This window comes from Corynebacterium bovis DSM 20582 = CIP 54.80 (assembly GCF_030408615.1).
Classification (GTDB): Bacteria; Actinomycetota; Actinomycetes; order Mycobacteriales; family Mycobacteriaceae; genus Corynebacterium; species Corynebacterium bovis.
In genome coordinates, this window is sequence record NZ_CP047187.1 from 981,743 (window position 1) to 996,068 (window position 14,326).

At 72.6% G+C, this 14,326-nt stretch carries 9 protein-coding genes; 8 read left to right on the forward strand and 1 reads right to left on the reverse strand.

Annotation, left to right across the window (positions count from 1 at the left end; translation table 11 throughout):
- Nucleotide 1 precedes the first annotated feature (1 nt).
- From lysA to CBOVI_RS03905, 6 genes are all read left to right on the forward strand, one after another.
- Nucleotides 2–1,426: a diaminopimelate decarboxylase gene (gene lysA / locus CBOVI_RS03880; RefSeq protein ID WP_010267037.1), complete on the forward strand. Its 1,425-nt coding sequence runs from the start codon at nucleotides 2–4 to the stop codon at nucleotides 1,424–1,426.
- 222 nt (nucleotides 1,427–1,648) lie between these two features.
- Nucleotides 1,649–2,983, forward strand: a complete 1,335-nt coding sequence (locus CBOVI_RS03885) for a homoserine dehydrogenase (RefSeq protein WP_010267035.1) — start codon at nucleotides 1,649–1,651, stop codon at nucleotides 2,981–2,983.
- A gap of 8 nt (nucleotides 2,984–2,991) precedes the next feature.
- Nucleotides 2,992–4,062 (forward strand): threonine synthase, encoded by a 1,071-nt coding sequence (gene thrC, locus CBOVI_RS03890; protein WP_010267032.1) that lies wholly within the window; start codon nucleotides 2,992–2,994, stop codon nucleotides 4,060–4,062.
- Entirely contained in the window at nucleotides 4,063–4,992 is a 930-nt protein-coding gene (gene thrB, locus CBOVI_RS03895; RefSeq protein WP_010267029.1) for a homoserine kinase, read from the forward strand. It abuts the gene before it with no gap.
- 1,613 nt (nucleotides 4,993–6,605) lie between these two features.
- A complete protein-coding gene (gene pgsB / locus CBOVI_RS03900) occupies nucleotides 6,606–7,835 on the forward strand; it encodes a poly-gamma-glutamate synthase PgsB (RefSeq protein WP_232625857.1) in 1,230 nt (409 codons plus the stop codon).
- A complete protein-coding gene (locus CBOVI_RS03905; protein WP_010267025.1) occupies nucleotides 7,832–8,839 on the forward strand; it encodes a poly-gamma-glutamate biosynthesis protein PgsC/CapC in 1,008 nt (335 codons plus the stop codon). The genes pgsB and CBOVI_RS03905 overlap by 4 nt, the downstream gene beginning before the upstream one ends.
- Here the strand turns inward: CBOVI_RS03905 and CBOVI_RS03910 are convergent.
- Nucleotides 8,826–10,655, reverse strand: a complete 1,830-nt coding sequence (locus CBOVI_RS03910; RefSeq protein WP_183273714.1) for an AMP-binding protein — start codon at nucleotides 10,653–10,655, stop codon at nucleotides 8,826–8,828. The two genes, CBOVI_RS03905 and CBOVI_RS03910, sit on opposite strands and share 14 nt — an antisense overlap.
- A gap of 455 nt (nucleotides 10,656–11,110) precedes the next feature.
- Here CBOVI_RS03910 and rho point away from each other — a divergent pair, with 455 nt between their 5' ends.
- Both rho and prfA read left to right on the forward strand, forming a co-directional pair.
- Entirely contained in the window at nucleotides 11,111–13,060 is a 1,950-nt protein-coding gene (rho, locus tag CBOVI_RS03915) for a transcription termination factor Rho (RefSeq protein ID WP_010272895.1), read from the forward strand.
- Nucleotides 13,061–13,261: 201 nt separating this feature from the next.
- The gene (gene prfA, locus CBOVI_RS03920) at nucleotides 13,262–14,320 is read left to right on the forward strand and encodes a peptide chain release factor 1 (protein WP_043362918.1); all 1,059 of its coding nucleotides are present in this window, start codon (nucleotides 13,262–13,264) and stop codon (nucleotides 14,318–14,320) included.
- Nucleotides 14,321–14,326: the final 6 nt, after the last annotated feature.

Genomic DNA, 14,326 nt, shown 5'->3' on the forward strand with positions numbered 1-14,326 from the left:
CATGGACCCCCAGGTCAGCCTGCCGGTGACGCCGTTGCGTCGGAGGGTGTCGACGCTCGACGAGTTCACGGCCCTGCCGGAGCACGTCTTCCCGCTGACGACGACGGTCGACTCCGCCGGCCGCGCCGCCCTGGGGGGCGTGCTGTTCACCGACATCGCCGAGCGGGTGGGGACCCCGGTGTTCGTCATGGACGAGGAGGACTTCCGCGCGCGGTGCCGGCGGCTGGCCGCGGCGTTCCGCGGGGGGCACCACGTCCACTACGCGTCGAAGGCGTTCCTGTCCCGCACGGTGTGCCGGTGGGTGGAGGAGGAGGGCCTGGCCCTCGATGTGGCGAGTGAGGGGGAGCTCGCGGTCGCGCTGTCGGCGGCGTTCCCCGCCGGGCGGATCACCGTCCACGGCAACAACAAGTCGGAGCGGTTCCTGCGGATGGCGGTGGAGGCCGGGGCGGGTCTCATCGTCCTCGACTCCTCGCAGGAGATCGGGCGGCTGGCGGAGGTCGCCGCCGCCGCGGGCCGCGTCCAGGACGTGCTGGTGCGGGTGAAGCCGGGGGTGCACGTCGACACCCACGAGTTCATCGCGACGTCGCACGAGGACCAGAAGTTCGGGTTCTCCCTGGCCTCCGGGTCGGCGGAGCGGGCCGCCCTCGCGGTGGCGGGGACCGGCAGTCTCCGGTTGCGGGGGCTGCACTGCCACGTCGGGTCGCAGGTGTTCGACGCCGACGGTTTCGCGCTGGCCGCCGAGCGCCTGCTGGGGCTGTGGTCGCGGCTGCTCGGGTCGTTCGGTGCCGACGGGTCCGGTGCGGGGGGTGACGCCGGGGCCTTCGACATCCTCGACCTCGGCGGCGGGTACGGCATCGCCTACACCCCGGACCAGTCGCCGTTGGATGTCGAGGCGGTGGCGGGGGACCTGCTCGCCCAGGTCGAACGGCACGCGACGGAGATCGGGGTCCCGGTGCCGTCGGTGTCCGTCGAGCCGGGTCGGGCGGTCGTGGGGCCGACGACGGTGACGCTGTACCGCGTCGGCACGGTCAAGGACGTGCACACCTCGGACGACGCCGTGCGCCGCTACCTCTCGGTCGACGGGGGGATGAGCGACAACATCCGGCCGGCGCTCTACCGGGCGGAGTACGACTGCCGGCTCGTCAACCGGGTGGCGGAGGGGCGGATGGTGCCGACGCGGGTCGTCGGCAGCCACTGCGAGTCCGGGGACATCATCATCAACGACGCCCTCATGCCGGACGACATCGCCCCGGGGGACCTTCTCGCCGTCCCGGCGACGGGGGCGTACTGCTACTCCATGTCGTCCCGGTACAACATGATGACCCGGCCGCCGGTCGTGGTCGTCCGGGACGGGGAGCTGCGGACGATGCTCCGCCGGGAGACGCTCGACGACGTGCTGTCGCTCGAGGTCGACGGGACCGTCTGAGCGGCGCGGCCGTGCGGCGGGTGGTGGCCGGCGGACGGTGTCGGGGCATCATCTATGATTGCGGGACAGTGACCACCCGCGACCGTCGGGGACCGGCCTCATCCGGCCGGGCCGCGGACGTCCCGTCGGGGACCGCCCGGGCCGGGGCCGTCGGAGCGACGGCGTCGGACCCGCCGGTCGCGGGGTCCGTCGATCGACCGTGACCCCACCGTTTGGAGCGCCATGACGCAGACCACCCAGCCAACCTACAACCCGGGCAAGGGCGCCGGTGAGACCGTCGGCGTCGCCCTCCTCGGCCTCGGCACCGTGGGCAGTGAGGTCCTCCGCATCCTCACCGACACCGGCGGCGAGTTCGCCTCCCGCGTCGGGGGGACGCTCGAGGTGCGGGGCGTCGCCGTCTCCGACCTGTCGAAGCCCCGGCCGGGGGTGGACCGGGACCTGCTCACCGACGACGCCGTCGGGCTCGTCCGGCGGGACGACATCGACCTCGTCGTCGAGGTCATCGGCGGGATCGACTACCCGCGGCGCGTGGTCCTCGCCGCGTTGCAGGCGGGGAAGTCCGTCGTCACGGCGAACAAGGCGCTGCTCGCGGCGCACTCGCCGGAGCTGTTCGAGGCCGCGGAGGCCTCGGGGGTGGACCTGTTCTTCGAGGCGGCGGTCGCGGCCGCGATCCCGGTCGTCGGCCCGCTGCGGCGGTCCCTCGCCGGTGACAAGGTCAACGCGGTGATGGGCATCGTCAACGGGACGACGAACTACATCCTCGACGCGATGTACAGCCGGGGGGCGGAGTACGACGAGATGCTCCGCGAGGCCACCGACCTCGGGTACGCGGAGGCCGACCCGTCGGCGGACGTCGACGGGTACGACGCCGCGTCGAAGGCGGCGATCCTCGCCTCCCTCGCGTTCCACACGCGCGTGTCCAGCGACGACGTCCACTGCGAGGGCATCCGGTCGGTGACGGCCGCGGACATCGCGGCGGCGAAGGCCGCCGGGTGCACGATCAAGCTCCTCGCGATCTGCGAGCGGCTCGTCGACGACGACGGCGCGGAGTCCGTGTCCGCCCGGGTGTACCCGGCGCTCGTCCCGGTCGACCACCCGCTGTCGAGCGTGACGGAGTCCTACAACGCCGTGTTCGTCGAGGCGGAGGCGGCCGGCCGGCTCATGTTCTACGGCAACGGGGCGGGCGGGGCGCCGACGGCGTCGGCCGTGCTCGGCGACATCGTCGGGGCGGCCCGGAACATCGTCCTCGGCGGCCGGGCCCCGGGGGAGTCGACGTACGCGGCGCTGCCGATCGCGGACTTCGGCCGGGTCAACACCCGGTACCACGTCGACATGCAGGTCGAGGACCGCGTGGGCGTCCTCGCCGAGGTGGCCCGGCTGTTCGCCGACAAGGGCATCTCCCTGAAGACGGTGCGGCAGGAGGGCGTCACGGACGGCGCCCGGCTCGTCGTCATCACCCACCTCGCCTCGGAGGCCTCCCTGGAGGAGACCGTCGGGGCCCTGAAGTCGCTCGACGCCGTGAAGTCGGTCAACAGCGTGATCCGAATGGAAGGCTGATCCCACCCATGTCCACCCCTGTTCTCCACCACTGGACCGGTCTCATCAACGAGTACCGCGAGCGCATGCCCTTCGCCGCGGACTGGGAGCCGGTGACGCTCAACGAAGGCGGGACCCCGCTGGTCCGCGCGAACCACCTGTCCGACCTCACGGGCTGCGACGTGTGGCTCAAGGTCGAGGGGGCGAACCCCACCGGGTCGTTCAAGGACCGCGGGATGACCGTCGCCGTGACGGACGCGGTCCACCAGGGCAAGAAGGTGCTCATGTGCGCGTCGACGGGGAACACGTCGGCGTCCGCCGCGGCGTACGCCGCCCGCGCGGGGATCGCCTCGGCGGTGCTCATCCCGGAGGGGAAGATCGCCCAGGGCAAGCTGTCCCAGGCGGTCATGCACGGGGCGCAGATCATCCAGGTCCGGGGGAACTTCGACGACTGCCTCGAGCTCGTGCGGAAGACGACGACGGACTACCCCGAGATCGCGCTGGTGAACTCCGTCAACCCGATGCGCATCGAGGGCCAGAAGACGGCCGCGTTCGAGATCGTGGACTGCCTCGGTGACGCCCCGGACATCCACGCGCTGCCGGTCGGCAACGCCGGCAACATCACCGCCTACTGGAAGGGCTACTCCGAGTACGCCGAGGACGGGGTGGCGACGCACCGCCCGGTCATGCTCGGCGTCCAGGCGGCCGGGGCCGCGCCGCTCGTCACGGGCGAGCCGGTCCTCGAGCCGGAGACGGTCGCGACGGCGATCCGCATCGGCAACCCGGCGTCCTGGCACCAGGCCGTCGCCGCGAAGGAGGAGTCCGGCGGGGAGTTCCGCGCCGCGACCGACGACGAGATCCTCGAGGCCTACAGGCTCATCGCGAGCCGCGAGGGCGTGTTCGTCGAGCCGGCGTCGGCGTCGTCCGTGGCGGGCGTCCTCGCCCGGCACCGGGAGGGGACCCTGGAGTCCGGGCTGCGGATCGTGTGCACGGTCACCGGCCACGGGCTGAAGGACCCGACGACGGCGCTGAGCGTCATGCCCGACCCCACCCTCATCGACGTGGACACCGATGCGGTGGCCCGCGCCCTGGAGCTGTAGATGGGTACGGAGATCCCCGTCGGACGGACCGCGACCGTCACCGTCCCCGCGTCCTCGGCGAACCTCGGACCCGGCTTCGACACCCTCGGGCTCGCCCTCGGCCTGCACGACATCGTCACGGTGGAGGTCACGGACTCGGGTCTCGTCGTCGAGGTCATGGGTGAGGGCGAGGGGGAGGTGCCGCTCGACGAGCGCCACCTCGTCGTCCGCGCCCTCCGCGAGGGGCTGCGCGCGGCCGACGTCACCGTCCGCGGGCTGCGGGTGACGTGCCAGAACGCGGTGCCGCACGCCCGGGGCCTCGGGTCCTCGGCGTCGGCGGCGGTGGCCGGGGTCGCGGCGGCGAACGGTCTCGCGGGGGGCGTGCTCTCCGACGCGGACATGATCCAGGTGGCGTCGTCGTTCGAGGGGCACCCGGACAACGCGGCGGCGTCGGTGCTCGGCGGCGCGGTCGTGTCGTGGACCCACCGGCCCGTCGACGGGCGGAGCACGCCCGAGTACCAGGCGGTCCACCTCGACGTGCACCCGGACATCCGGGCGACGGCGCTCGTCCCGGACTTCCACGCCTCGACGGACGCGGTGCGCCGGGTGCTGCCGTCCGACGTCAGCCACGAGGACGCGAGGTTCAACGTGTCCCGCACCGCCGTCATGACGGTGGCGTTGCAGTCCCACCCGGAGCTGCTGCTCGAGGGCACGCGTGACCGGTTGCACCAGACGTACCGCGCGGAGGTCCTGCCGGTGACCGCGGAGTGGGTCAACCGGCTGCGCAACCGCGGGTACGCCGCGTTCCTCTCCGGGGCGGGGCCGACGGTCCTCGTGCTGTCGACGGGCCCGGTCGACCCGGCGATCCTCGCCGACGCCGAGGAGCAGGGGCTGCGGGTCCTGCCGCTCGACGTCGCCGGTCCCGTCTCCGTGACGGTGACGGACGCCTGACGCGTCCCGTCCGCCCGGGGCGAGCGGGCGGGCACGGGGGGCCCGCGTGCGGCCACGGGGGAGGACCGGCAGCGCCCACGGGGGAGGCCCGGGTGTGGCGACAGGGGAGGCCCGGGCGGGGACCGGGAGCCTCCACGGGCGAAGCCCGGATGCGGCCACAGGGGAGGACCGGGCGCCTCCACGGGGGCGGCCACGGGGGCGGTGGAATGCGGGGGAGTCAGCGGTGCTGATGCCGCAGGTGTGCCGGTGGGGGTGCATTTCGGGGGAGGTGAGGGGCGGAAGTCCGGGTTCGGCGGCTCTGCAGTGACACGAACGTGCGCCGCGTTACCGTGAAGTGCATCACAGGCGGGGGTGAGGGCGAGCTAACGACAAAGGAGGATCACCGGTCCCGTGACCGTCGTCCACGGCGCGGGGGCCCCGCCGTGGGCCGCCTGGCCGCGGTCCGCCGGCACCCTGTGGGCGGACGGGCCGGCTGTGTGTCCGATGAACGGCCCGCCTGTACCGTCGCCGCAGGTCACGGTGTCGCCCGCGGTGACCGGTGTGGTCATGCTGAGGATGACCTTTGAGGGCCTTCAGTGTTTCTGCGCCTCCCGGCGGCGATGTCACGGGATCGTCAAATCACGACCACGGCCGGAACGGGCCCCCACGGTGACTTTCGTCTCCCTCCACGCCCGGCCCGGGAGACGAAAGGAGCCGGACGGGCGGACGGCGGTACCGCCCCGGACGGCCCGTGACCGGGGGTGATCCCCGGAGGTCGGGGGCCATCTCCCCAGGACGGCGCCCGGAGACGCTGTTATAAATATCGTCGTTAGGAATCAACTGATGACGGGTCGGAGATCCGTGATCGGTCCGTTCACCCACGTCGGTGTCCTGCCGGTGTGGCCTGTCGTGCTGTCGCTGTCCCGGTCCCCGGGAGGCGGGGGTCCACGCCAGGCACGTCCCCGGCGCATCAACGCCGGACCCGGCGTCCGCGTTACCCCGGCGGTTCCCGGGGTGGGTGACGGACCGGGGCGGGGCACGGCCGTCACGACAGCCGGGACAGCATCAACGGCCTGCACGGGCCGGGGCTGTCGGGGTGTCCACGGCCCTCACGCCGCGGACGGTGCACACGGTGCCACACCGCACACGGTGCACACCCCCACCCGGCGCGCGGGCCCGGCCCGCCGCCCACGGCGACGACAGTGCAGACCACGCAGCAGCCACAGGGTCCACACCCCGGACCCGCCAACCGCCCCCGGGAGGTGACGATGACCGTCCACGGACAGACACAGGTGCCGCACCCCACGCCGGTGCCCGCGTCCCGCGCCGGCGTCGCCGCGCGGAGGCGTACGTCGTCCCCCCGACCCCGGTACCCGGGACCACCCCGCACCCGTCCACCGACCGGTGCCTGACACCCCTCACCACACCCCCGTACTCCCGTGACACCCGGCGGCGGCGTGACCTCCGTCGTGGGGACCGGCCCCGGCCCGCACACGTCCCCACCACCCCCTCACACCGTCGCCCACCCCCGACAGACCCCGCCCGTGACGGACTCCCCGGCCCCCGCAGTGGCCGGGTGGGCCCCGGGCGCGGTGCACACCCCTCACATTGGAGACCTCAACATGCTCGCATTCATGGCCTTGGCAGGAACCTCGGCCGCCGTCGGCATGGCCGCCTTCCACCGGAAGGAGCGCGCCCACCGGTGCAGGATGGCCGGACTCGACATCAACATCCACGTCAACGGAATCCGTGGGAAGTCGACGATCACCCGGATGATCGGCGGCGTCCTCCGCGAGGCGGACATCACGACCATCGCGAAGACGACCGGCACGTACGCCTGCGTCATCGACCGGACCGGCGAGGAACACCCCATCACCCGCACCGGGCCGGCGAACATCAACGAGCAGTACCGCTTCCTCGCGGAGTGGATCGACGACGACGTCCGCGCGCTCGTCGTCGAGTGCATGGCCGTGAAGCCGAAGTACCAGGCCCTGTGCCAGGACGTCATCCTGCGGTCCCCGATCACGGTCATCACGAACGTCCGGCTCGACCACCAGGAGGACCTCGGCGACACCCTGCCGGAGATCGCGGCGTCGTTGTGCGCGACCGTCCCCGACCACGGCGTCGTCTGCGGCGAGCGGGACCCGGAGCTCGTCGCCATCATCCGCGAGCACTGCGAGACCCGCGGGTCGCGGCTCGTCGTCGCCGAGCCCTCGGACCTCTCGCGGCGGCTCGTCGACGACTTCAGCTACCAGCAGTTCGAGGAGAACGTCGCGGTCGTCCTCGCCGTCGCCGAGGCGCTCGGGATCGACCGGAAGGTCGCCTGCCGCGGGATGCTCCGCGCGGAGCCGGACCCGGGCACGACCCGCATCACCCGCGTCACGGTGGAGGGCAACAGCTCCTTCTACTGGGTGCCGATGTTCGCGGTCAACGACTGGGAGTCGACGACGAAGGTCTTCCGCGAGGTCCGCGAGCGCACCCTGCCGCAGGACTGCCGGACCGTCATCGCCCTCAACAACCGGGCGGACCGGACGGACCGGGCGTCGATGTTCGTCGACGTCGTGACGGAGGACCTCGACGGCGAGTTCGACCGGGTCGTGCTCTACGGCGAGATCCAGGACGTCGTCCGCCAGAAGCTCATCAACGCGGGCCTGCCGGAGGACCGGATCGTCATGACGACGGACCTCGACGACGCCGACGGCAAGGACCTCGTCCAGCGCGCCCGCGAGGGCTTCGCCGAGGACGAGGACGTCGCGATCTTCGGCATGGTCAACATCCACACCCGCCACGTCGAGTCGATGGAGCGTTACGTCCACCACCTTGTCGAGGGCAGCCTGCACCGGACGGAGGTGACGGTGCCGTGACCTACCAGCACATGGGGACCTACGGGTTCCTCACGGACTACATCCACCTGTACTTCCTCGTCGGCATCCTGCTCGGGTACCTGTACTTCCGGCGCCGCCAGATCTCCGTCGGCGGGTCGTTGGCGGTCGGCTACCTGGCCTCGGCGCTGTACATGGTGACGAACGTCGCGGTGACCGTCGCGGTGTCCCTCATCGGCTACGTCATCATCCGGTTCGTCGTCCTCAAGCTGTTCCTCCCGCGGCCGCGGCAGATCTTCGCCATCGGCCTGGCCGTGGGCGTGATCTGCGGTGGGCTGTGGCTCATCGCCGCGCACATGATCTTCCCCGACGCGATGGAGACGCACGGGCTCGCGCTCATCGGCGTCATCGTGCCCGGGATGCTGTGCAACTCCTTCATCAAGCAGGGGCTCGGGCGGACGCTCGTCCCGCTGGCCGTGATGATCCCGCTGTCGGCGGCGCTTGGCCTGGCCCTGACGCTGCTCACGTCGACGGTCCTGCCGTGGTCCCTCGCGACGACGATCTTCACCCCGGAGGCGGAGCCGCTGCCGCTGCTGTTCGGCATGAGTGCGGCCTCGGTGCTCTTCGCGGTGCTCATCCAGGAGGGGACCGTCACCGGACTCAAGCTGCGGACGTGCGGGTACGTGACGGCCGGCATGGTCGTCGTGGGGGCGACGAACGCGGCGACGCTCGTGGTCCTCGCCCTCGCGGCGGTGCTGCTGGCGGCGGTGTACGTGCCCTACTCCCGGGTCGTGCCGTTGTTCGGCAAGGACCGGTTCGTGGTGCTGAGCCTCGTGTCGTTCGTGGTGGTGACGCTGCTCGAGCTCGTCGCGGCCTCGGTGTTCGGGGTGCGGCTCGGTGGGCCGCAGAACGTCGTGTTCTGCGTGCTCCCGGCGATCATCGTCAACGACGTCGTGCAGTACGGGCTGCGCCGGACCGCGACCGGGTTCGGGCTGTCCGCCGCCGGGTGTGCCGCGATCGCGACCCCGGTGCTCATGTTGACCTGACGGGGTCGTCCGTCCCGGGGGCCGTGCCGCCGGTCGCGGCCCCGGTGTCGTCGAGGGTGACGACGTCGTACTCCCCCCGGGCGAGTCTGGCCCGCACCTCGGCCTTGTCCGCCTTCTCGACCGAGGTCCGTGCGATCCGGTCGACGAAGGCCCACCGTTCGGGGACCATCCACGGCGGGACCTGCGCGGCCACCCGGTCGCGGAGGGCGCGGGCGGCCCGGTCGCGGGGGACGGGCCGGCCCGGGGGTGTGGGGTGCGTGGGGTCCGCGGGGTCCTGCCCCGCATCCGGCCCCGCTTCCGTCGTCGCGCCCGCGTCCGCCCCGGCGCCCGTTTCCCCCGCATCCGGCCCCGTCCCCGGCTCCGCGGGCGCCGGCACGACGACGGCGAGCGGCCGCTGCCCCCACTTCTCGTCGGGCACCCCGACGACGACGGCCTCGAGCACGTCGGGGGAGTCGGCGATGATGTTCTCCAGCGTCGTCGAGTAGATCCACTCCCCGCCGGACCGGATGACGTCGGCGGCGCGGTCGTGCACGGTGAGGTACCCGTTCCGGGTGACGGAGCCGATGTCCCCGGTCCGCAGCCAGCCGTCGGGGGTCGCGGCGGCGCCCTGCGCGCTCACCGTGTTGCCCCGGACCTGGATCTCCCCGACGTTGCGGTCGTGGGCGGCCATGACGGTCCCGGTGTCGTCGACGACGCGGTGCTCCAGCTCCACGGGGAACCGGCCCTGGCTGTGGCGGTACATCCGCCGGGCCTCCCCGCTGACCCCGGTCGGGGGCCGGGCGACGGTGCCGACCGGGCCGGTCTCCGTCATCCCCCAGGCGTGGACGAGGTCCACGCCGTACCGGGTCTCCCACGCGTCGATGAGCGAGCCGGGCACCGCCGCGCCGCCGGAGAACACCTCCCGGAGGCTCATCCGCGTCGGCGGCCGGTGCAGGTAGTGGACGTAGAGGTCGAGCCACACGGACGGGGGTCCGTGGGCGGCGCGGGGCATGGCCTCCCCGATGACCCGGGCGACGTGGGCGGGGTCGGTCCGCCGGCCGGTGAGGACGAGCGGGGTGCCGGACATGAACGCGGCGAGCGGGACACCCCAGCTCAGGACGTGGAAGACGGGGACGAGGCAGAGGAAGGTGCACCCGGTGCGCACGGCGAAGCTGTCGGCGGTGCGCAGGCCGAGGGAGTGGAGCCACAGGGAGCGGTGGGACATGACGACCGCCGTCGGGGTGCCGCCGCTCGCGGTCGAGTGGCACAGGGCCGCGGGCGCGGTCTCCGGGAGGGTGGGCCACGTGGCGCGGGTGGGTCGGCCGTCGAGGACGGTCTCGTAGTCGTGGACGGTCACCGGGCCGTCGGCGCCGGGGAGGGTCGACGGGCCGGGGCCGTCGGTGTCCCGTCCGACGACGATGAGGGTCCGTACCGCCGGGCACCGGGGGAGGAGGGGGACGACGCTGTCCAGCAGGGTGGCGTCGCACACGACGACGCGGTCGCGGGCGTCGGTGAGGACGTCGACGACGTGTCCGGCGGAGAGGTTGTGGTTGACCGGGTGGAACACGGCCCCCATCGCCGCCGCGGCGAACATGACCTCGAGGTGCTCGGCGGAGTTCGCCATGACGGTGGCGACGGGGTCCCCGGGGCCGACGCCCGCGAGGTCGCGCAGGGCGTGGGACAGGCCGGCGGCGCGGGCGCCGATGTCGGCGAACGTCGTCGTCTCCGGCGCGCCGTCGGTGGCGTAGGTCGAGACCGTGGTCGTTCCGTGGACGGTGGAGCCGTGGTCCAGGATCCGGCCGACGGAGAAGGGGATCTCCTGCATGGTGGACTCCATGCGCCAAGGATAGGGCCCGGGCGGACGGACGGGGGCGGGGATGGTACAGTGACCGGGAATCCAGCCCCCACCCGCTGCTGCCTCGACGGCAGCCGCACCGGGTGGAGAGGACGTGGACATCACGGGGTCTGGTCGACCGCTCCGGGTCCGCCGGGGGCCGGGGACCACCGGTGCACACACCGGTCGTCACCGGCCGCGGTGGTCCCGTCGGCGACGGCCCCGGTCACGGAGAACCGGAAGCGGCTGTGCCGTTGGGGGAGGCGTCCCACACCGACGTCCGCCCCCTCCCGCACACCGTGAATCTTCGCGTGACGACTATCGACGAGAGTCACCCTGCGCACAGTCCGGCGCCGCCCGCGCGGGCCCCTGAGGGGAGCCCACCGTGCGACGACCGGCGGCGTGTCCCCGGACCACCGGGTCCGGGCGCCGCACAGGGGAACACTGAAAGGACACCCGTGAGCTTGCCTGACAGCTTGCCTGACATCGTGTCCCGGGCCCAGAGCGGCGGTCTCGCCTCCCTGAAGCTGACGGAACTCCGCCAGATCGCCTCCGCCCGGGGACTGAAGCGCATCTCCGCGCTGCGCAAGGGGGAACTCATCACCGCGATCTCCGAGGCGGGCGGGCCCGGAGGGGCCCCGGCACGCGGGGCGGCCGGCGGTACGCCGGACCGGGCGGAGGAGCCCGCACCGGAGCGGGTGCGGACGCACCCGGAGCGCACCGCGGCAGCGGTGGAGCAGGACCCGAACCAGGACCCGAACCAGGACGTGAGGCAGAACGTGAACGACGGCGCGAACGAGACCCCGGCCAGCGGACCCTCCCACGGGGGCGGAGACGGTCGGGACGACGACCGGTCCGCGGACCAGCGGGAGGAGCGGCGTGGCCGGTCCGGCCGCAACCAGGACCGGGAGCAGGGCGACCGGAACCAGGGTGGCCGCGGACAGCGTGACGACCGTCGGGACGACCGGCAGGACGGCTCCCGCGACGGCCAGGGCGGGGGCGGTCGCCGCAACCGCCGCAACCGCCGGGACCGGCGCCGGAACCGCGGCGGCGACAACCAGGGCGGCCAGTCGTCGCAGAACGGCAACGGCAACGGCAACAACGGCGGTGACAACGGCGGGTCGCGTCGGGGCCGGGGCCGCAACAACGGCGGCAACAACAACGGCAACGGCGGCAACAACAACGGAGGCAACGCCAACGGCTCCGGCGATTCCGGCGGCGACTCCCAGCAGACCACCCCGGTCGCGGGCATCCTCGACTTCGCCGACGCGAACACCGCCTTCATCCGGACGACCGGCTACCACCCGGGGCCGACGGACGTCTACGTGCCGATCCAGATGGTCCGCCGGTACGGGATGCGCCACGGCGACGCCGTGACCGGCGCGATCCGGCCGAAGGCCACCGCCGCCCCCCAGAGCGGCGGCCAGGGTGGCCGCGGGCGGAACCGGCAGAAGTACACCCCGCTCCACTCGGTGAACACCGTCAACGGGCTCACCCCGGACGAGGCGGCGCAGCGCCCGCACTTCAGCCGGTTGACCCCGCTCTACCCGAACCAGCGGATGCGCCTGGAGACGGACCCGAAGATCATCACGACGCGCGTGATCGACCTCATCATGCCGATCGGCAAGGGGCAGCGTGCGCTCATCGTCTCCCCGCCGAAGGCGGGTAAGACCACGATCCTCCAGGACATCGCGAACGCCATCGCGATCAACAACCCGGAGTGCTACCTCATGGTCGTCCTCGTCGACGAGCGGCCCGAGGAGGTCACGGACATGCAGCGCAGCGTCCACGGCGAGGTCATCGCCTCGACGTTCGACCGGCCGCCGGGGGAGCACACCGCGATCGCGGAGCTCGCGATCGAGCGCGCGAAGCGGCTCGTCGAGCAGGGCAAGGACGTCGTCGTCCTCCTGGACTCGATCACCCGCCTGGGCCGCGCGTACAACAACTCGTCGCCGGCGTCGGGGCGCATCCTGTCCGGCGGCGTCGACTCGAACGCGCTGTACCCGCCGAAGAAGTTCCTCGGCGCGGCCCGGAACATCGAGAACGGCGGCAGCCTCACGATCATCGCCACCGCGATGGTCGAGACCGGCTCGGCCGGCGACACCGTCATCTTCGAGGAGTTCAAGGGCACCGGTAACGCGGAGCTCAAGCTCGACCGGAAGATCTCCGAGCGGCGGGTCTTCCCGGCCGTGGACGTCAACCCGTCCGGGACGCGCAAGGACGACCTGCTGCTCGGACCGGAGGAGGCGCGGCTCATGCACAGGCTGCGTCGTATCCTGTCCGCACTGGACAACCAGGCGGCGATCGACCTCCTCATCAAGCAGCTGCGCAAGCACAAGACCAACCGGGAGTTCATGCTCCAGGTGGCGACGTCGGCGCCGATGGCGACCGACGAGGACGAGGACTAGCCCCGACCGGCGGGCCGCGGGGCCCGGGGGCACGGTCGTCACCGTCGCCGCCGGGACCCGCCCCGCGCGGCACCCCGCCCGCGACGCCGTGTCCCGGGCGGGGACGACGCACGAACCATGGACGTTCCGGAGACCGGGGTCACCCGGGCCCCGGCGACCGGACAGAGGAGAAGGACAGTGGCACACGCCGATTCGCCGTCGATGGTCGACGACATCCTCGCGGAGTACCAGGGCCTGGAGGCGCAGCTCTCCGACCCGGACCTGCACAACGACCCCGCCGCCGCGCGGCGCGTCGGCAAGCGTTTCTCCGAGCTGCAGCCGGTGATCCAGACGTGGAACCGCCTCGCGGAGGCGAAGGACGACCACGAGGCGGCCCGGGAGATGGCCCGGGAGGACGCGGAGTTCGCCGAGGAGGCGGACCGGCTCGGGACGGAGATCGCCGAGCTCGAGGAGAAGCTCGCCGACCTCCTCACCCCGCGGGACCCGCACGACGGTGACGACATCGTCATGGAGGTGAAGTCCGGCGCCGGCGGCGAGGAGGCCGCGCTCTTCGCCGGCGAGCTGGCCCGGATGTACCAGCGGTACGCCGAGCGGCACGGGTTCACGGTGGAGGTCCTCGACCTCGCGGAGTCCGACCTCGGCGGCGTCAAGGACATGACCTTGTCCATCCGTGCGAAGCAGCCGTCGCGCGACGGCGCGTGGAGCGTGTTCAAGTTCGAGGGCGGGGTCCACCGCGTGCAGCGGGTCCCCGTGACGGAGTCGCAGGGGCGCATCCAGACCTCCGCCGCGGGCGTGCTCGTCTACCCGGAGCCGGACGAGATCGAGGACGTCGAGATCGACGACAAGGACATCCGCGTCGACGTCTACCGCTCCTCGGGCAAGGGCGGCCAGGGCGTCAACACGACGGACTCGGCGGTGCGGATCACCCACCTGCCGACGGGCATCGTCGTCACGTGCCAGAAGGAACGCTCCCAGATCCAGAACAAGGCCCGGGCGATGCAGGTCCTCGCCGCCCGGCTCCAGCAGATGCGGGAGGAGGCCGCCGAGCAGGAGGCCGCCGAGGGGCGCGCGGCGCAGATCCGCACGATGGACCGCTCCGAGCGCATCCGCACCTACAACTTCCCGGAGTCCCGGGTCTCCGACCACCGCATCGGCTACAAGGCGAACAACCTCGACGCCGTCCTCGGCGGCGATCTCGACGCCCTCTTCACCGCCCTGCGGGAGGCGGAGCGGGCGAGCCGGCTGGAGACGGAGTCCTGACCGGCC

Coding starts and splice junctions, on each gene's coding strand:
- lysA (WP_010267037.1), top strand. CDS start 2: ATGGACCCCCAGGTCAGCCTGCCGGTGACGCCGTTGCGTCGGAGGGTG.
- prfA (WP_043362918.1), top strand. CDS start 13,262: ATGGTCGACGACATCCTCGCGGAGTACCAGGGCCTGGAGGCGCAGCTC.
- CBOVI_RS03910 (WP_183273714.1), bottom strand. CDS start 10,655: ATGGAGTCCACCATGCAGGAGATCCCCTTCTCCGTCGGCCGGATCCTG.
- thrC (WP_010267032.1), top strand. CDS start 2,992: ATGTCCACCCCTGTTCTCCACCACTGGACCGGTCTCATCAACGAGTAC.
- thrB (WP_010267029.1), top strand. CDS start 4,063: ATGGGTACGGAGATCCCCGTCGGACGGACCGCGACCGTCACCGTCCCC.
- pgsB (WP_232625857.1), top strand. CDS start 6,606: ATGGCCTTGGCAGGAACCTCGGCCGCCGTCGGCATGGCCGCCTTCCAC.
- CBOVI_RS03885 (WP_010267035.1), top strand. CDS start 1,649: ATGACGCAGACCACCCAGCCAACCTACAACCCGGGCAAGGGCGCCGGT.